Below are 17,869 nucleotides of genomic sequence, written 5' to 3'. Positions count from 1 at the left end.
TGCGTTGGCGCAATCCACGGCGATCGATGCGCCACGGCGCAAGCCGGCGACAGCCGCGCCGTCGCCCTCTCGATCTTCCCGCGCGTGATGTGCCGTTCCGGCGAGAGGTGAACGTCCTATAGGAGGGTTTCATGCGGCCGTTCGGAAGGTGGCTGACAGCGACGATCATGGTCGCTCTGACGCCGACAATGGCTTCGGGCCAGAGCCTGAAGGACTGGCCGTGGAATCCCCTGCACATGGCGCGGCTGCCGCCCGAAGTGCGGCACGCGATCGGCGCCATGTGCCGGCAACAGCCCCATCTCGGGCATTATTTTGCGACGTATTCGCAGAGCGGTCAGCAGATCAATCTTCACTTCGAGGATTATCATTGCGAGCGCGGCGGCTTCTGCCGCGGCGAACTGTGTCTGCACCAGACCTGGCGCCGTCGCGGCGGACATTTTGTTCTGGTGAGCAGCTTCTACGCGTCAGGAAATCATTAGAAACACGCGCGTCGACATGGACAAACTGTCATTTGCCTCGCGCCGCCGACGCAGGCAGTTTCGCGCGGTATTCGGAGACCCGCAGGCATGAATAACGTCGTTCTGTTGAAGCTGCACCGATGGATCACGCTGGTGTTCGCGCTGCCGTTGCTGGCGCTGATCATCACGGGCCTGATCATCTCGTTTCAGCCGGTGGTGCAGACCATGTCGGTGGTGCCGGGGTCGATCGACCTCAGCCGCGTCGAGAAGGTGCTGGCGCGCTTCGATCCCGATGGCAAGGCGCGGGGCCTCGCCATCGACGGCGCCTCGGGACATCTGCGGCTGCTCGGCATCAGTGCGCCGGAGATCGACCTCTCGACCGGCGAGCCGGCGACGACCACGGCGCCGCTCAACGATCTGTTTCAATGGGCGCGGCGCAATCACGAGCATCTGGTCGGCCAGTCCTGGCTGGTGATCGCCTCAACCGCGGCGATGCTGGTGCTGATGACGTTGGGCGTGCTGATGGGGCTGCCGCGGCTGCGCAACAGCCTGTCGGGCTGGCACAAGGGCATTGCCTGGTTTGGCCTGCCGCTGATCGTGCTCAGCCCCCTGACCGGGTTGTGCATGGCCTTCGGCCTGACCTTCCAGAGCGGCGGCGGGCTCGGCGCCGCCGGCCGGCCGGTGCCGCTGAAACAGGCGGTCGCCGAAGTCGCACAGACCCATGACCTGGCACAGCTCGTCTCGCTCAGCGTCCGCAGCGGTGGCACCATGGCGCGGCTGCAGGAGGGCGGTGAATTGCGCGCCCATGCGGTCACGGCGCAGGGTGTCACGGAACTGCCGCGCAACTGGCCCAGGCTGCTTCACGAGGGCAACTGGTTCGGCGTCGTCTCCGGCCCGCTCAACGTTTTCACTTCACTGGCGCTGCTCGGGCTGCTCTCGACCGGGCTCTTGATATGGGCGCGGCGCACGTTCCGGCGCCGGCCGCAGCGGCAGCGGCAGCGTGGCGTACCGGCAACCGCGTCGTCTTGATAAATGGCCGGAGCGGCAGCATAAGTCGAGGAGATCGCAGCGCTGATCGGAAAACCCGGAAGGCGAGGAGCCGCTCGGTCCCTCGCCGTCCGAAGACGCCGGCAGGGGGTGCCCATGGGCGAGACCACGACCGATCTCGATGCGTCACCGGGGACGCTCGAAGCAGCGCTTAACTTCGTCGCCGATGACGGCACGACGATCATCACCGCGATCGTCCACGCCGATGGCCGGGAGGAGCGCAGCGGCGGCGCCTTCGACACGCGGTCGGTGACGATTCACAACGGTCGGCGGCGCCAAAGCGAACACTCGCTCGATCGCGAGGGCTTCCGCCTGGTGCGGCACGGCATCACGCCTTGCCGGTTCGATGACGAAGACGACATCAGGCGCGTCTATTATCCGGCCATGGAGGCTCTGATCGCGGAGTTGTGCAAGGCGAGGCGCGTCATCATCTTTGACCATGTGCTGCGCAGGTCCGCCGGCCCGGCGGGGCGCCAGTCAGGTGCAGCCAGAGCCGCAGCTCGGCCGATCCTCGGTGTCCACGCCGACTACTCGGCAAGCTCGGGCGCCGAGAGGGCGCGTGTCGTCGCCGAAAGCGCAGCCGAGGCTCTCGGCGGCAGCTTTGCGATCATTCAGGCTTGGGGGGCCGTCGGGCATCCCGTCGAGACGGACCCGCTTGCCATCCTTGATGCCAGCACGGTTTCGCCGGATCAATTGGTCATCTCGGAGCGTCGGCACCCGGCCCGGGTCGCTCAGAGCTACGCTCTGGTCTATCGCCCTACGCATCAATGGTTCTGGTTCCCTCGGATGAGGTGCGACGAGGTGCTACTGTTCAAGGGCTACGATTCGCGCGACGATGGCCGCGCGCGCTGGGCAGTTCACAGCGCCTTCAGAGATCCGACGGCGCCGCCGGATGCGAGGCCCCGCGAAAGCATCGAGATCAGGTCCTTGGCGATCTTCTAGTGTCCTGTCTCCGAATTACCGCTCCATTTGCCTCATGCTCGCACGGTCATTCGGAGACATAAAGGACACTAGCAAAATCAAAGCGCTAGTGTGGCTTATGTCTCGCAATTGCCTACGAGAGACTGGCCGCAAAGGCGGTAGGCAATTGCGAGACGCCACACTAGAATCACGGCCATGCTAGTGTCCCTCGCCGAGCGGTTTCGATGATGAAGTCAGCGAGCAGCGTTCATCAGTCGTCGGATCCGGAACAGTTCCAACCAGATGCCTCGGCCGCGATGCGCGGAGGGTTCGCGTCGACGCCGAGGAGCGTCGTCGAGACCTTGCGCCGCTCGGCGCACTATCTGGATCGACATCGCGGCCGTGCTGCGCTCAACATCCTCTGTACGGCCGTTGCGCTGCTGTCGGCGCTGACTTTTCCTCAACTGACCCAGTATATCGTCGACGGGATCCTGGACCGGCAGGCGCCGGTTCAATTGACCATGGCAGTGTTCGGGCTGCTGCTCGCCTTCGTGATGCGGGACCTGTTCAGCTCACTGCGCACCCTCGTCAGCAACAGCCTCGAGCAGCGCATCACCTATGATATGCGCCGCGATACTTACGAGCACCTGCAGCGGCTCCCGGTGAGCTATTTCGACAGGATGTCCACCGGCGATCTGATGACCCGCGTCGTCGAAGACGTGACCGATGTCGAGAAGCTGCTGGTCGAGGGCACCGAGCAGGGGGCGGTGTCACTCGCGACGATCGCGATCGTTTTGACCATTCTGTTTGTCAAGGATTCAACGCTGGCGGCCTTCAGCCTCATTCCCTTGCCGTTCGTGACGCTGGGCTCGATCTGGTTTACCGCCAAGGCGCGGGAGCGCCTGCGGGCGAAGCGGCGGTCGCTCAGCGCATTGAATGCGGTGCTGCTCGATAATCTGCAGGGCATCCGGCAAATCAAGGCGTTCGGACACATCGAATATAGTTCGCATCGCTTCGAGTTGCGAAACGAGGAGTTGCGGGACCGCACCATGCGGGTCCTGAATCTGTGGGCGGTCTATATGCCGGCGATGACCTTCTTCACCTCGCTCGGCACGGTCCTGATCTGGGGGGTCGGCGGGGCACTCGTGCTGCGGCAGAGCATCAGTCTGGGCGAATTGGTCAGCTTCGTCTTCTATCTGGCGATGCTTTATGCGCCCTTGATCAATATTCACGGGTTGAACACGACCCTGCAGTCGGCCCGCGCGGCGGGAGAGCGGCTGTTCGACATCATGGACGAGGCCGACGAGGCGGTCCTGTGGGGCGGATACGGCGCGCCCAGGCAGCCGGTGCTCGGCAATGTCGCGTGGGACGCCGTGAGCTTTCGCTATGGCTCGGGTCCATTCATCCTCAAGGAGGTTTCGCTCAATATCGAACGCGGCCAGACCGTGGCGCTGGTCGGAGCCACAGGCTCTGGCAAGTCGACCATCGCCAATCTGCTACTGGGATTCTACAAGCTCGACGGCGGCAGGATCCTTATCGACGGACAGGACATTCGCAGCCTCTCGCTGGACGCTCTGCGCCGGCAGATCAGTTTCGTCAGCCAGGAGCCGGTGCTGTTTCATGCAACGGTGCGAGAAAATATCCTGTACGGGCGCCGGACCGCGAGCCAAGATGAATTGCTGAGCGCCGCCACGGCGGCGCGCTGCGATCGATTCATTGCGGCGCTGCCGAACGGCTATGACACGATGGTGGGCGAACGGGGAGGCAGATTGAGCGCCGGCGAGAAGCAGCGGATCGAGATTGCCCGCGCGCTGCTCAAGAACGCGCCAATTCTGATCCTCGACGAGGCAACGGCAAACATCGACTCGGTCACCGAGCGTGCGATTCAGGATGCCGTCCGCCGGGTGCGCGCAGGTGGAACCAGCCTGATCATTGCGCACAGGCTGAGCACGATCATGTTGGCCGATCGCGTCGTGGTGCTGCAGGGCGGCGCCATCGTCGAGCAGGGCACGCACGAGGAGTTGAGCCGCCGGGACGGCGTCTATGCCAGGATGTGCCAGGTGCAGAATGTGTTTCGGTCCGCTTGAGCGCATTTGGCAGTTACTTCGGGATACCCCGTGTTCGGTATGATTGTACTTGTCTGACCGCTCGCCCCGACGAGCTTGGTCCAAGGGCCGGCGGGCTGGCGGAAAGCATGTGGCGCGTCTAAACTGCTCCGGGCTTCGATCATGGCCATGGCGACGCGGACCACATGCGAAGAACTCTCGACGAGAGCGACATTTGTGTGGTCAGCACCTACTTCAACCCATGTCGCTATGCCTCGCGCCGGAATAACTTCACGCGGTTTCGCCGGCATCTCGCCGCGCCGCTTGTCGTCGTCGAGTTTTCGCCCAATGGCGTCTTCGAGCTCGCCAACGACGATGCAGACTGGGTGCTGCGCGTCAGCCCGGGAGCGGTGCTCTGGCAGAAGGAGCGGATGCTCAATCTTGCGCTCGAGAGGCTGCCGCAAACGGTGCGCTATATCTCCTGGGTCGATTGTGACTTCGTCTTCGCCGACCAGGACTGGCTTGATGCCACGCGGCAGCTGCTGCGCCGGTTCGATCTGGTGCAGTGCTACTCGGAGCTGGTCAACCTCGAGGAGGGCGAGACGATTTCGGCGGCGATGAGCCCCGACCGGCCGCCGAGCGGCTACGCCATCGCATATCTGTCTTTCGCTGGGCGGAACCGGCTGGAACTGCAGGCGTTCAAGACGCTCAGGCACGCCTTTCAGGGCGGCGCATGGGCGGCAAGTCGTGAACTGATGGAGCGGCACGGATTCTACGACGCCATGATCCTCGGCGGTGCCGACCGCGCCCTGGCGGCCGCCTGTCTCGGCCGTTACCAGGAACTGGCCTCCATTCACTGCCTGGATGATGTCCGCCGGTCGCAATACGAAGCCTGGGCGCAGCCGTTCTGGCTGGCGACCAAGGGGCGCGTTGGCTGTCGCGAAGGGCGCGCCCTTCATCTTTGGCACGGCAGCGAAGAGAACCGCAACTATTCGCGCCGCCATCAGCTCCTCGCCGAGCTGGGGTTCGATCCGGTGCGGGACCTGCGCATCGGCGCGTCGGGCGCCTGGGAGTGGTCGGACGATGCGCCAATGCGGATCAGGGAACTGGCGAGCAGCTATTTTAGCCTGCGACAAGAAGACGGAATAGAAGGCTGAGGCGCATGGCGATACATCTGTTGCATGGCTGTGCGCGCGAATGGGCAGGCGGACAGCAGATCTTTCGAAATATTGCTCCTGAGGCGGCGCTCCGATCCTATCTGAGGGCGCGGTCGTCGCCCTATCGAGCGGGACCGCCAAGCGGTCCCGGAGACATCCTGACCATCGACGATTCGACCAGGGCGGCCGGCCACGCGGCTGCGCTCGCGCGCGAGTGCGGGCACCACGTTCGCTTGTTTGTCAACGCGCATCAGGTCGAGACGGGAGAGCCCTATTTCTTTTCTCTGCTCAACGCCTGCCTCGACGCGAGACGGGAGGCGCGGGTCAGCTACGGCGGCGAGGTCTATGATCTCGGGCAGGGCATCGATGTGTTCCGCCGCGCGGCGAAGGCTGTGCTCTCGGCTCTGACGCCCGAGGCCGCATGCAGCCATGTCGCCGAAATCGGCGAGCTGTTGAACTGCAGCGCGTACGCGCTCGAGGAGCATGCCCAGACCCTGAGCCGCCGGGAGCTGCTGAATCTGGTGGATATGGGGGTTACGATCGAAAACCATGGCCGCAGCCACCAGGACATCGATTCGCTCGACGACGACGTCTTGCGCCGCGATGTCGCGCAGACGCGCGACTGGCTGGGCGCACAGCTGAACGTGCACGCGATGGAATATGCGCTGCCGTTCGGCCGCACCGTACGCCATCGGAGCATGATCGGCGAGTTGGCCGAGATTGTTTATCTCGTCGGGCCCACGTCAAGCCAGGTCGGCCGCAACGTCTGGACGAGGATCGAAATCACGCCGGAGCTGTGCCGGGTGGCTGCAGCCTGATCGGGACAGTCGCGCGCGCCCCCGCTGATCGAGCCGCGGCTCGGCGGGCCGGCGCCGAACCGGAGGAGTCTGATGAACGGCTCTGTCCATCTGATTACCGAGGAGTACCCGCCGAGCGAGGGAGGACTCGAGCTCTGGACGGAGCGCTTCGCCGGGTGGCTGTCGCGCGCCGGCTTGCGCGTCACGGTCTATGTTTGCGGTGATCAGCGGCAGGTCAGAACCAATGGGGCCGGCTACGAGGTCGTGCCGCTGGCGCCGCTTCGCTTTCCCTGGGAAGAGCCGCTTGCCGATCAGACCTCGACCGAACGTTTTGCCCGGGAACGGGCGCGCATGAACTATCAGATCCTGAAAAACGAGATCTCCAGGCGTGCGGCGAGCGCCGACCAGCGGCCGCTGCTGATATCCAATTTCATGCTCACTGCTGGGCATGTCGCGGCGATGATCGGACGGGAACTGCACTTCCCGCACATCGCCGTGATGGTGGGCACCGACTTTTCGCGCGGTTTCAGGAATGCAGGCGAAAGGGCCGCGATCGCGTATGTCTGCCGGACCGCGGCCGCGCTCGTCGTCAAGAACGGCGAACAGCGTGCAGGTTTGGAGAGCATGGAGGCCGGCCGCATCGTCTGCATTCCGAGCGCGATCGAACTCCCGCAGATCGCGCCGCGCAGCGCGGGCGGGCGCGCGCAGGTGGCGCTCATCGCCGACACCGGCTTCAGCTTCAAGAAGGGAACCGCGGTCTTGCTGAACAGCGTCGAGCGACTGCTGGCGGACGGGTTGCCGGTTCGCCTCGACTTGTTCGGTGATATCTCGCTCCAGGAAGCGGGCTTCTGGAAGAGGCGTGCTGACGACCTGTTGGCGAAACACGGCGCCAACCTCGTGTTTGCCGGCAAAGTGCCGAGAGAGGACGTTCGCGTGGCGCTCGCCGCCGCCGACGTCTATTGCTCGGCCACCTTGGGCGAAGGCAGTTCGTCCGGGCGGATCGCTGCGATTTGCGCCGGGGTGCCGCTCGTCACGACGCGATGCGGTGAGATGAGCGAAGGGGTCGAGGGGATCTCCCATGTGCGGCTCGCCGACGTCGCGGATGCCGACGGGTTTCTCCAACAGCTCAGGGCCATGGTGAACGATATTCTGCAATCCACGCTTCAGGTCGACTACGGCTTCGTCGCCCAGTGGCGGGAGCGATTTGCGCCGGCGCGGGAAATGTCGTCGTGGCAGGCGTTGATCCGGGAAACCCTGGCTGCAGGCTGAGCATCCATCATCGAGCAAGGGGACAATGCGACTTCCGATTCGATTGGCAGCAGGATTGCAATCGTTCATGAGCGCGGTGCCAGGTCCGACTGCACTCGAGGAGGAGGCGTCCCGGCAGGACGTTCTCGCGCCGGCGGCGCGCGAGACCTTGCGGCCCGCGATCTATCTGCCCGGACAGATCGATCGCGTCACGGGCACCCGGACCCATTACACGGTCGAGAGCGCCGTTCGTGCTGCGGTTGCGACCACCATCACGCATCCGGCGACCATCGCCTATCACTTCAAGCGCGCGATCCTTCTGGACGGGGTGATTCATGTCGGCCGCCATCGGCACCGCCTATCTGAAAGCCCTCTACCGGGTTGCAGCGGCGAGGAGAGGCACCTGACGGCGGCGGCCCTGGCGTCCTCCGCCATGGGATCGAAATATTTCGGTCATTGGCTTCGTGACGACTGTGCGCAGTATTTCCTGGCCGAAGCCGCGGGGACATGCCTGTGCACCCGCCGGCCGGAGTTCCGGCATGCTGGCGACTATGAGGCGGCCTTCGGCCAGGATTGGACCCCGATCGACAGAGCCCGGATCGACCACCTGGTGATCTTCAACGACTACGCCCAGAACGGGCTCAAGCGTGCGAGATACGAAGTCCTGCGGGCGCGCCTGCGAGCGAGATATCGCGCTCGGGAGGGCTTGCGCTGGGTCTATCTAAGGCGCGGCCCGTCAGGCGAGCCGCGCGAGATCGAGAACGAGCGCGAGATTGCGGAGGCGTTGACCAGGCTCGGCTTTGCCACGGTCGATGTGCATGAGGCGGGAATGCAGGAGATCGTGGAGGCGCTGATGGGCGCCGAGGCGGTCGTGTCGATGGAAGGAAGCCACGTTGCGCATTGCGCCTTTGCTTGTCCCGAAACCTGCGCCCTGCTGGTCCTGCAGCCGGCGGACCGCTTCTCTCCGAACCATCGCGGCTGGACGCAATGCCTGGGCATGCGTTTCGGTTTCGTGGTCGGCCGCCGCGGCGAACGCGGCTACCGGTTCAGTGCGTTGGAGATTGGCCAGACCCTTGATCGAATGCTGAAGGTCGCGGTCTAGTGTGGCGTCTCGCAATTGCCTACCGCCTTCGCGGCAACCCTCTCGTAGGCAATTGCGAGACATAAGCCACACTAGCACTTTGATTTTGCTAGTGTCCCTATGTCTCCGAATGACCGTGCGAGCGTGAGGCAAACGAAGCGGTAATTCGGAGACGGGACACTAGTGTGGCGTCTCGCAATTGCCTACCGCCTTCGCGGCAACCCTCTCGTAGGCAATTGCGAGACATAAGCCACACTAGCGCTTTGATTTTGCTAGTGTCCCTATGTCTCCGAATGACCGTGCGAGCGTGAGGCAAACGAAGCGGTAATTCGGAGACGGGACACTAGTGTGGCGTCTCGCAATTGCCTACCGCCTTCGCGGCAACCCTCTCGTAGGCAATTGCGAGACATAAGCCACACTAGCACTTTGATTTTGCTAGTGTCCCTATGTCTCCGAATGACCGTGCGAGCGTGAGGCAAACGAAGCGGTAATTCGGAGACGGGACACTGGGGGGCGCCAGGCTCATCCTCTGCCGGGCCCTTGCGGCGCGTCTTCTGTCGACTTCGTCGTCGCGGCTGTGCCGTCATCGTCGCGAAATTCGACGACAAGCCCGGGCGGAAGCACTTTGCCGGTCATTTCCAAGATGACCGCAGGGGCATCGGCCAGGCAGCGTTGGCGGAAGACGCAATCCGTCTGCGAGCGGCGGAAGATCCGCTTGACCGCGTCGTCGAGTTCGGACCGGGTCAAGGCCTCTGGCGGGGCGGTCATCTGTCGTCTCCATGATCGCACATGCGCGGATATCTACTCGAGAAGGAGAACCGCAGGCAGACGGTCCGGACAGGCGAGCCGCAGGAACTGATAGCCCAGTCCGGCGCGGCCCTGCATCAAGGTCGGGTTGACGAAGGTCTTCTCGAAGGCGAACGCGAAGGAGCCGGCCGCTTGGGCACGGGCGATGATGCGCGTGGCGAGATCGTAACCGGTTGACGGGGCCTGGTCGATCGCCGGGGTGCTGCCGGCGACCAGGAGTGTTTCGATCAGGCCGGCATTGCCGCAACAGAGGTGGTCCCGGGGCAGCGGGAGGCTGGCGCAGCTCGCCGCGAGGGCCGCGCGAATGTCGCGCCTGATCTCGGGCGTATCGTGGACGTGCAGCGCCGCGAGGCGGGCGAGGGCGATCCCCGGCGCGCCCTGGCACCAGGCAATCTTGAAGTCGGGCGCCAACGCCTCCGGGCTTGGCGGTCGACGCCGGTCGGGCCAGTTGTTCACAGCCGCGACGAATTCGGTCCGCTCGAAGGCGAGCGCTTCAACGGCGGCATCGTACAAGGGGCGCCGGCCCGTCGCCTGATAGAGCTTCAATAGCGCATGGATGATGCCGCTGCTGCCATGGGCGAAGCCGGTCAGCGCCGGCCCGCGCGAGGACGACCACGTGCGATAGCCGGACGGATGCGGTCTCCTCGCGGCGAGGAGATGCTCGCCGCAGGCAATCGCTGCCGGAAGGGTCGTGGCATCTCCGAGACCGGCACGGCATGCGAGCAGGACGAGAATGGCGCCGGCGGCGCCGCCGACGACGTCGTAGGTCTGGTCGGCTTCGATCAGGCGGCGGTCGATGGCGCCGATCGCCCGCCCGGCATCGTGCAACAGCTCCGGCATGCGGAGGAGTTCGCCGACCTTGACGAGGCCGTAGATGGCCGAGGGCAGCCCGAGAAAGCCGCCGAGGCCCATGATGGCGATTTCGTCGAAACGCGCCCGCTCCAGCCATCGCCGGACGGGCGCCAGCGTCGAAATGGCAAGCGGGCCGAAGCCCCTGCCGGGGGCAACGGCTTCGACCGCGGCGAAGAACAGGGCGATGCCGGATCGTCCGCTATACAGATCGTGGCAGAGCCCCTGCAGGGTGAAACGGTCCGTGCCGTTGAGGTAGACGAAGGTCGGCCAGCTCGGCTCTCCCGTCTCGGAGGTGATGGCGCAGGCGCGCAGTTGGTCGGCGATGGCGATGGCATGGGTCAACAGGGCTGCTTGCGTTGCAGGCATGTCCGAGGCGGCCGCCGGCGTGGGACCGGGTGGGCCGCCGGGCTCGGCGGCAGGATAAGAGGCTTCCATCGCGGCGGAGATCAGCGACAGCTGCCAGCGCAGATCGTTCTCGTCGAGCGCCTTGATGCGCTCGACGGCTTCGTCCCAGGCTGACCGCGGAAAGTAGCGGGCGATCATGGCGCCGTTATCGAGGTTCAGTCCGAGGCCGGTCCCCCAGGTGATGAATTTCGGAATATCGAGATTCCACAGCGCATCAAGCTCGGCTTCGAGAACGGCCCAGTCGCCCGGGTCCGTGGCGGGGGATGAAGTCAGCGGTCTCGCCAGCTGGTCGAGCTGGATGCTGAAATCCACCCCCTCGCTCAGGCTTTCTGGAGCCAGCGCGCGGTAGAGAATGTCGTCGTAGAGCGAGGTCGCGCGCCGCAGGAATCGGGCTTCGTGCCGGAAGACGCGGTGGAGCGCGCCGCCTTCCTCGAGCAGCGGCCCCTTGTTATTCATGAGAAAGCGGTAGATCGCGGCGAAGCCGCCGCTGATCTCGCCGACGTAGTCGGCCGGCGACACGCCGCGGCCATCGAGCGTGGGAAGATTGTTGGCCGCCTCGGTCTTGATGCGCGCATAGCGGTAATCGATCGCATCGGTATCGACATTCCGCCAGACCAGGGCCTCCACCTCCTCGGCGCTGTCCGGCGACCGCGCCAGCGCGGAGATCTCGAAATATTGCTTGTCGCGGCGCACGACGCTCGGAAGGACATTGGTCTGCAGGACCGAGCGGCGCAGGCTCCGGCTCGTGGCGTCGTCGGTCGCGGGATCGTTGAGCGCGTGCCGGCCGGAGTTGTGGAAGAGGGTCTCGAGGTCGACGGCGACAGGATGATCGCCGCAGGCGACGATGTTCTCGAAATGAAAATCGCGGCCGTTGAGCGCATAGATCAGGCCGAGCAACATCCCGGTGCGACGATAGAACCGGCGGATGGATGCGTCGGTCTCGGCCCCCCGCGGCGCGACGAAGGCGGTCCAGCCGTAGTCGCCGCGGCAGAGTGTCTTGAGGCGATAGAGCGGCGTCAGGCCGGAGGTTGCGTTCAGGCCGTCGATGAAGGCGGCGAAATCGGCGTCGAGGTCGATGTTTCGCGGCTTGTAGACGATCTTAGTGCCCGAGCCGAACTGCACGGCGATCACCGTGCGGCCGCCGCAATGGGGGTCGGACAGGCCCGTCTGCACGCCGACGATCTCGGCAGGGTCTCCGGCCATCAGGAACGTGGCACGAATGGCGTCTAGGTCACCGGTAAGATGCGTCAGAAACGCGGCCGTCGTCGTCACCCAGTTCTGGATGGCGACGGACATCAGCCGCGCGAGCACGCAATAGTCGATGAAAAGCGCCTTCAATCCGTCGCCGCGCATCTCCCGCACGAACTGGCGGTAGGCGGAAGCGGTGCCGGCGCTCTCCGCCGTGGCGTCCGGAGGTGAGGCCGTCAGCTGCCGGCATGCAAGAGAGGTGCGAAACTCGACGAGCAGGACGCGACCGCTGATGGACGCGAGCGTCTCGAGCAGCGCCCGCTCGAGTGTCGCGCGTATATTGGCCGGCCAATCCTGATAAGTGCCGCCGAGCTGTCGCGACAGCCTGTCGATTGCGGCTTGGGCGAAGGGCAACAGGACGTCGCGAAAGGGAATTGGACGCTTGGTGTGTTCGGCGAGGTCGTGCTCCGGTCCGAGAGCCTGGTCGCCTGAAGTGTTGCGGTGCAATACCTCATTGAGGAGGCCGGTCCATGACGGGAGTTCCTGTTGCGCCGGCGTCGCTTGCAGGATCAGACGCGCGCGCGGGAGGTCGAGACCCAACGATCTCAGTCGCGCGGCGAAGCCGATCTCATCGCCGTCGGCGGCGGTCGAACGCCAGGTCTGCAGGCGGTCGTCGACGCGCCAGTCGTCGCGCTGATGTGCGAGATGGTCCGACCGGGCGCGGTCGCGCAGCGGGCTCGCGTGCGCCGCAATCGACGCCAATTCCTCGCGTGTCAGCTCGGAGGAGAGCAGGTGAGCCCCCCGCGCAAACGATTTTGTCTCGGACCGAACGACGGCCTCGGACTATTGGGGCAAAATCCGAACTGCGGCAAAATCCAAACTGCGGTAAAGTCCAAACTGCAGCAAAGACCAACCGGCCCGGAGTGCGACCCGTGCCGGAATTCCGGTCGCGGGCCACATCCTGAACCGGGCGGTGCCGTCAATAGCAACAGTTGTAGACCTTCGAGGTGACGCCTTCGCTGTCGAGGTGATTGTCGATCGGCAGATCCCGCGGGCGTTGCAGCGCCGCCGGCAGCACATACACCATCCGCGTTGGGCGTTGATCGGTTCCATCTACTTCCAGGGCAGTGGTCTTCCGGGCCGAAGTCGCAACGTCGAGCATGGGAACCTCCGTTCGAGCAGAGCTGGGACAGATGACGTATTTATTGAATTTGTCTCATCCGGTGGTGAGAGAAGCGTAAGGGTTTATCATGCCATGGTTGTGGCATCCGTATCCGATGCGGTTCTCGAGGACGGTTGCGTCGGGTTCGCAGAACGTGCTGTCCGGCGAAGCGTGGGAATGCTGCGATGCATTGGGTTCTACAGACCTCGTTCGATCGAGAGCCAGATCATCGAGAAGCAAGTTGTCGAGAACCAAGTTGTCGAGAACCCGGGCTGGAGGCGATCGCGCGTGCACTCCAGCGGTCAGGAACGCCGTATAGCGAGCATGCCATAGATCCGGCGAACGGACAACTCGCGCCGGACATAACCCCCGCCGGTAAGGTGATCATCTTCGGCAGCTTTGAATTGGCCGAGATCGCGGCGCGCAAGGGATGGCGGCCCGGCTGTTTCGCCGTTGACCACTGGAGCATCCACGATTGCCTGTGGCACTGGCGGCCTCACATGCTCAATTCGGACGCCAGCTTCGCGACCTTTGCGGCGGCACAACCCGCAATCGATCCGTTCTTCATCAAGCCTGCGGCCCACAAGAAGTATTTTGACGGTGTCGTGATGCGGCGCAGCGCGCTCGACGACTGGCGAAGATCGCTGCTCGGCCGCGAGCGGCCGCGGCGCGCGCGGCTGACCGAGAAGACCGAGGTACTATGGTGTTCGCCGAAGGAGATCGCATGTGAAGTCCGGCTCTGGATCGTGCGGGGGCGCGTCGCGACGGCAAGCGCTTATGGCGACGGTGCCGGTCAGCTCTGTCAGGCGGCTGGTGACGAAGCCGTCCGCTTCGGCGAAGAGATGGCCGCGCGATGGGCGCCGGCGGAGGCCTATGTGCTGGACGTGTGCCTGTCGGCAGGCGCGTGGAAGATCGTCGAGATCAATCCGATGAATACGGCGGCGCTCTATGACGCCGACGCCGGCAAGCTGGTCGCGGCCATCGAGCGCGCCTTCGGCTAGTGTGGCGTCTCGCAATTGCCTGCCGCCTTTGCGGCAAGCCGCTTGCTACGGTAATTCGGAGACAGGACACTAGCCGCGCTTGGGCTGGCATCGCCGGCGCGCCGCGTCGCTATATGCCGAAGGGATAGGTCTCGGGCATGCCGTTCGCGTGGCCGGCGGGCAGGGGCGTGACCGCCCGGGTCTCCTCGAACCAGACATAAGCATCGAACTGTTCCGCCAGCACGGCTTCGAAATAGTGGCTGGCGAGTTCGGTCTCCGGACGATAGACGACGCCGATCGCCCGCTCCAGCATCGGTTCGCGCAACACCGCGGCGACCTCGCCATTCTGGGCCGTTCGCCAGTCGGTCAGGCCGCGCGCGAGACCGGATTTGCGGAAGGCGAATTCGTAGCTGTCGGCTCGCGCCGGGCGCACCGACTTGACCTCCATGGGTTCGTCCCAGTCGGTCGCGGCGGCCACCGTGCCGCGATCGGTGCCGAAGCCGATCAACACCGCATCGGCGCCGAAGGCGGTGCGGCAGAGCTCGCCGATATTGAATTCGCCTTGCCAGCCCATGGCGGTGGCCGCGGCGTTGCCGATGTGGGAGTTGTGCGCCCACACCACGGCCTTGGCCGTGTTGCCGCGATGGGCGAGCAGGGCCCGCAGGGTGTCGAACATGTGGCGGTCGCGCAGGTTCCAGGAGTCGCGCGAGCCCTGATACATGATGCGGTAATAGCGCTCGGCGGCCAGCACGATGCGGGCGTTCTGTGCGGCGTCGAAGAACGCCTCGCCATCGTCGCGCATATAGGCGAGGCGCTTGTCGAGCAGCTCGGAGAGCTGGGCGGCGACCGCATCCTCGCAGGGGTCGCCGGTGCCGCGGAGCAGGGTCCGGCCATAGCCGGCCGGCTCGTCCTGCCAGGGGGTGAGGCAGCCGTAGCGGCGCTGCGCCGCCGCGGCCGCTGCCGGATCGACGCGATCGAGATAGTCCAGCACGGCATTGATCGAGCCGCGCAGGCTGTAGACGTCGAGGCCATGGAAGGATGCGCGGCGCGCCGCCGGCAGCGGCTCGTTGTGGGCGCGCAGCCAGTCGAGGAACTCCATCACTTCGACGTTGCGCCACATCCAGGTCGGGAAGCGCGCGAAGGCCTCGTCGCGCGCCGGCTTTGGCTCGTGATGACGGACATAGCGGTCGATCTTGGCCGCATCCGGCCAGTCCGCCTCCACGGCGACGATGTTGAAGCCGTGATGCAGGATCAGCTCGCGGGTGATGGCGGCGCGGGCGCGGTAGAATTCGGAGCTGCCGTGGGTCGCCTCGCCGAGCAGGACGACGCGGGCATCACCGAAGCGGGCGAACGCCGCGCCGAATTCTGCGGCCCGTTCGGGCGGCGGCAGATGCGCGCTGTGATGGGCGACCGCGCCACTGATTGCCTTCTGCACCGCTGATCGCGACGTTTCGAAGAAGGTCGTCTCCGTCATGCCTCGGGCTCCTTCCGTCGATCAGGGCACCGCGCGCTGCTGACCGCGGCTGCTGGCGCGCTGCGACATCCTCGCTCGTCTTCCATCGTTCATGCGCCACGATCCGCTTGGGCGGGCCGCACGACGGCGATGCCGCGGCGACGGTTCAGATGCCGATGCGGCCGAGCCGCGGAAGCGGATGGCACGGCGTCTGCGGCGACAGTTCCTCGAGCATCTTGTCGAGCAGTCCGTAGTCGCCGTTGGCATCGAGCCAGCCCCATTGCCCATTGGGATTGACCTCGAGAAAGATGTAACGCCCGGCCTCGAGCAGGAAGTCGAGACGGCCGTAATGCAGGCCGAGCTCCGCCATGAAGCCGAAGACGGCGCGTTCGACCGCGGCGTCGAGCGGGTGCGGGCGCCATTGCGCCGCAGTGGCCTCGACCGGCAATTCGCGCCAGTCGGCGGTGCGCTTGACGAACGCGTCTCGATCGAGTTCGAACGCGAACACGCGATCCCGGACGAAAGCGACGGTGACGTCCTTGCTGGCAGCCACATAATCCTGGATGAACCAGGGGAAAGCGGGCGACAGCTCCGTTTCCGCGACGCGGGTCGTGTAGATGACGCGGGGGGCGGTTTTGCCGGCGACCGGCTCGAGCGTGAGGCTCTTGACCACGGCCTCGCGTTGCAGAAATGGGCCAGGACGACCGTAGCCGAAGTGATAGTCGGGAACCTGGAAGTAGCGCCTGGCGAGGCGCATCTGGACGAATTTACCGATCCGCATGTCGGCGCGGGGTTCGACCAGAACGAGTTTGTCCATGCCCCAGAGCAGGTTGGTGAGATCGCGAAGCGCGTACCATAACTCGGCTTCGCAATAGCCGTCCTGGTCGCTGATCTCGATGCGGGCGTCGATGTCGCGGGTCGTGAAAGGCTTGCGGTAATAGACTTTCGAGACCGTGTCCTGGTCGATCCGGCGGCCGGTCGGATCCTCGATGCGGAAGCCGATGCCGTCGAGATCGAGCTTGTAGTCGCGCCACAGGTCGAAATTGTACCGGAAGCACTGCTGGGTTCCCATGCGGTGCATCAACAGGTCGACGGTCGTATCGAAAGAGGTGGTGTAGATCAGCAGCACGTCGCCTCGCGGGATCTGGTCCTGCGGCACTCGCACCGGATATCGGAAGAAATTGCCAACGGTCGCGAGTGGAGCCGGACCGACGGCTATTTGTCGTCCGGCCCTTCGCCGCTGGCACTTTCGCCGTCGAACTGGGTCGAACTCTTCATGCTGAACGCGATCAGGGACGCGTCCTGACCATTCCAGCGGCGCTGGGTGGTGTGGTTGTACGCTCCGGTGATGGCGCTCAGGTCCTGGGTGGAAGTGCCGAGCTTGCCGCGGGCCAAATCCTTGGGCTGTACCATGGTATGCCTCCCATGAAGATCGGACGATTGTGAGGATGGTCGCGCTGGTCGTGCATTGAGTTAAATCAATGCCCGTATCGATTGTTCCGGTCGTCTGTCCTGCGAAGCACGCGAATTGTGGCCGTGGCACAACTTGGCCGATACGGTAATTTGCGAAAAATTGTCGACGTTTTAAACGCCCGACCGCCTCTCACGCCCGACTGAAACGACCCCTGCGCAGGAAGCTGAGGGTCTGGCGCACGGCTTCGCGATTGGTCATCAGCCAGGGATGAGCCGCATCGATGACGATATGGTCGGCCATGCCGTCGATCCGGGTATTGGCGACCGAGACGCGCCCGTCATTGGGCCGCGGCAGCACCAGATAGCCGAACGGATCGATGGCGCGCCGGCCGGCGATGATGCCGACCGGATAGTCGCTGGCTGGCCACCGGCCGCCGCCATGTTGCGGCGTGCAAAGCTGCGGACCGGCCGGTCCGAAAAAGGCGCCAAAGGGTGGAAAATTGCGGAGCAGGTCGGCGATCTCGCTGCCGCCATTGGGCGTGCCCAGCATCACCACGCGGCCGAGGCGCGGCGGACGGTGCCGGGCGAGGTAGACCCTTGCGAGGAGTCCGCCCATGGAATGGGCGACGAAATGCATCTCACCCGGAACAGTCGCCGCAAAGCCGTCGATGGCCTCATGAATGGTTTCGGCGAGATCTTCGATCCGCGCGCGGCGGCTGGGATAGTCGAGATTGAGGACGGCGAAGCCGGCCTCGGTCAGCGTCCGCTCCAGGCGGCCGAAGGCGCGCGAACTGCGGGCGATGCCGTGAAGCAGCACGACCCCGCCGCCCGGGTTCGCCTCGGCAGCGCTTGCATTGATCGGCATCCGATCGGCGC

General features: G+C 64.9%; 16 protein-coding genes. 9 read left to right on the top strand and 7 right to left on the bottom strand.

Annotation, left to right across the window (positions count from 1 at the left end; genetic code table 11):
- Positions 1-131 precede the first annotated feature (131 nt).
- The 8 genes from DB459_RS23200 to DB459_RS23165 all read left to right on the top strand — a co-directional run bounded on the left by DB459_RS23200 (position 132) and on the right by DB459_RS23165 (position 8,754).
- Positions 132-479: a hypothetical protein gene (locus DB459_RS23200; protein ID WP_253708494.1), complete on the top strand. Its 348-nt coding sequence runs from the start codon at positions 132-134 to the stop codon at positions 477-479.
- A gap of 87 nt (positions 480-566) precedes the next feature.
- Entirely contained in the window at positions 567-1,487 is a 921-nt protein-coding gene (locus DB459_RS23195; protein WP_253708491.1) for a PepSY-associated TM helix domain-containing protein, read from the top strand.
- 114 nt (positions 1,488-1,601) lie between these two features.
- Entirely contained in the window at positions 1,602-2,447 is an 846-nt protein-coding gene (locus DB459_RS23190; RefSeq protein ID WP_253708489.1) for a CmcJ/NvfI family oxidoreductase, read from the top strand.
- A gap of 320 nt (positions 2,448-2,767) precedes the next feature.
- On the top strand, positions 2,768-4,492 hold the full coding sequence (locus DB459_RS23185; protein ID WP_253708486.1) for an ABC transporter ATP-binding protein: 1,725 nt from the start codon (positions 2,768-2,770) through the stop codon (positions 4,490-4,492).
- 344 nt (positions 4,493-4,836) lie between these two features.
- On the top strand, positions 4,837-5,607 hold the full coding sequence (locus DB459_RS23180; RefSeq protein ID WP_253708483.1) for a hypothetical protein: 771 nt from the start codon (positions 4,837-4,839) through the stop codon (positions 5,605-5,607).
- Between the two features lie 5 nt (positions 5,608-5,612).
- Positions 5,613-6,425, top strand: coding sequence for a polysaccharide deacetylase family protein (locus DB459_RS23175; RefSeq protein ID WP_253708480.1), 813 nt, complete (start codon positions 5,613-5,615; stop codon positions 6,423-6,425).
- A gap of 72 nt (positions 6,426-6,497) precedes the next feature.
- Positions 6,498-7,673, top strand: a complete 1,176-nt coding sequence (locus DB459_RS23170) for a glycosyltransferase family 4 protein (protein ID WP_253708477.1) — start codon at positions 6,498-6,500, stop codon at positions 7,671-7,673.
- A 67-nt stretch (positions 7,674-7,740) separates the two neighbouring features.
- The gene (locus DB459_RS23165; RefSeq protein WP_253708474.1) at positions 7,741-8,754 is read left to right on the top strand and encodes a glycosyltransferase 61 family protein; all 1,014 of its coding nucleotides are present in this window, start codon (positions 7,741-7,743) and stop codon (positions 8,752-8,754) included.
- 501 nt (positions 8,755-9,255) lie between these two features.
- Here DB459_RS23165 and DB459_RS23160 read toward each other — a convergent pair.
- The 3 genes from DB459_RS23160 to DB459_RS23150 all read right to left on the bottom strand — a co-directional run bounded on the left by DB459_RS23160 (position 9,256) and on the right by DB459_RS23150 (position 13,147).
- Positions 9,256-9,480 (bottom strand): hypothetical protein, encoded by a 225-nt coding sequence (locus tag DB459_RS23160; protein WP_253708472.1) that lies wholly within the window; start codon positions 9,478-9,480, stop codon positions 9,256-9,258.
- A 54-nt stretch (positions 9,481-9,534) separates the two neighbouring features.
- Positions 9,535-12,747, bottom strand: a complete 3,213-nt coding sequence (locus DB459_RS23155) for a type 2 lanthipeptide synthetase LanM family protein (protein WP_253708470.1) — start codon at positions 12,745-12,747, stop codon at positions 9,535-9,537.
- A 217-nt stretch (positions 12,748-12,964) separates the two neighbouring features.
- Positions 12,965-13,147, bottom strand: coding sequence for a hypothetical protein (locus DB459_RS23150; protein WP_253708467.1), 183 nt, complete (start codon positions 13,145-13,147; stop codon positions 12,965-12,967).
- A 134-nt stretch (positions 13,148-13,281) separates the two neighbouring features.
- Here DB459_RS23150 and DB459_RS23145 point away from each other — a divergent pair, with 134 nt between their 5' ends.
- Positions 13,282-14,148 (top strand): ATP-grasp domain-containing protein, encoded by an 867-nt coding sequence (locus DB459_RS23145; protein ID WP_253708464.1) that lies wholly within the window; start codon positions 13,282-13,284, stop codon positions 14,146-14,148.
- A 109-nt stretch (positions 14,149-14,257) separates the two neighbouring features.
- Here the strand turns inward: DB459_RS23145 and DB459_RS23140 are convergent, their stop codons facing one another.
- From DB459_RS23140 to DB459_RS23125, 4 genes are all read right to left on the bottom strand, one after another.
- Complete coding sequence (locus DB459_RS23140; protein ID WP_253708460.1) at positions 14,258-15,601, bottom strand: erythromycin esterase family protein; 1,344 nt, start codon at positions 15,599-15,601, stop codon at positions 14,258-14,260.
- A 145-nt stretch (positions 15,602-15,746) separates the two neighbouring features.
- Entirely contained in the window at positions 15,747-16,745 is a 999-nt protein-coding gene (locus DB459_RS23135; protein ID WP_253708457.1) for a hypothetical protein, read from the bottom strand.
- A 50-nt stretch (positions 16,746-16,795) separates the two neighbouring features.
- Complete coding sequence (locus tag DB459_RS23130; protein WP_253708455.1) at positions 16,796-16,993, bottom strand: hypothetical protein; 198 nt, start codon at positions 16,991-16,993, stop codon at positions 16,796-16,798.
- A 190-nt stretch (positions 16,994-17,183) separates the two neighbouring features.
- Positions 17,184-17,858 (bottom strand): triacylglycerol lipase, encoded by a 675-nt coding sequence (locus tag DB459_RS23125; RefSeq protein ID WP_253708452.1) that lies wholly within the window; start codon positions 17,856-17,858, stop codon positions 17,184-17,186.
- Between the last annotated feature and the right edge of the window lie 11 nt (positions 17,859-17,869).

Source organism: Bradyrhizobium sp. WD16, from assembly GCF_024181725.1.
In the GTDB taxonomy this organism is placed as follows: domain Bacteria; phylum Pseudomonadota; class Alphaproteobacteria; order Rhizobiales; family Xanthobacteraceae; genus Bradyrhizobium_A.
The sequence above is the reverse complement of the archived record's forward strand: the minus strand, read 5'-3'. Positions and strand labels throughout refer to the sequence as shown.

Excerpts from the sequence above, each read along its gene's own strand:
- DB459_RS23170 (WP_253708477.1), top strand. The coding sequence starts at position 6,498 with ATGAACGGCTCTGTCCATCTGATTACCGAGGAGTACCCGCCGAGCGAG.
- DB459_RS23190 (WP_253708489.1), top strand. The coding sequence starts at position 1,602 with ATGGGCGAGACCACGACCGATCTCGATGCGTCACCGGGGACGCTCGAA.
- DB459_RS23150 (WP_253708467.1), bottom strand. The coding sequence starts at position 13,147 with ATGCTCGACGTTGCGACTTCGGCCCGGAAGACCACTGCCCTGGAAGTA.
- DB459_RS23130 (WP_253708455.1), bottom strand. The coding sequence starts at position 16,993 with ATGGTACAGCCCAAGGATTTGGCCCGCGGCAAGCTCGGCACTTCCACC.
- DB459_RS23165 (WP_253708474.1), top strand. The coding sequence starts at position 7,741 with ATGAGCGCGGTGCCAGGTCCGACTGCACTCGAGGAGGAGGCGTCCCGG.
- DB459_RS23140 (WP_253708460.1), bottom strand. The coding sequence starts at position 15,601 with ATGACGGAGACGACCTTCTTCGAAACGTCGCGATCAGCGGTGCAGAAG.
- DB459_RS23175 (WP_253708480.1), top strand. The coding sequence starts at position 5,613 with ATGGCGATACATCTGTTGCATGGCTGTGCGCGCGAATGGGCAGGCGGA.
- DB459_RS23195 (WP_253708491.1), top strand. The coding sequence starts at position 567 with ATGAATAACGTCGTTCTGTTGAAGCTGCACCGATGGATCACGCTGGTG.
- DB459_RS23125 (WP_253708452.1), bottom strand. The coding sequence starts at position 17,858 with ATGCCGATCAATGCAAGCGCTGCCGAGGCGAACCCGGGCGGCGGGGTC.
- DB459_RS23200 (WP_253708494.1), top strand. The coding sequence starts at position 132 with ATGCGGCCGTTCGGAAGGTGGCTGACAGCGACGATCATGGTCGCTCTG.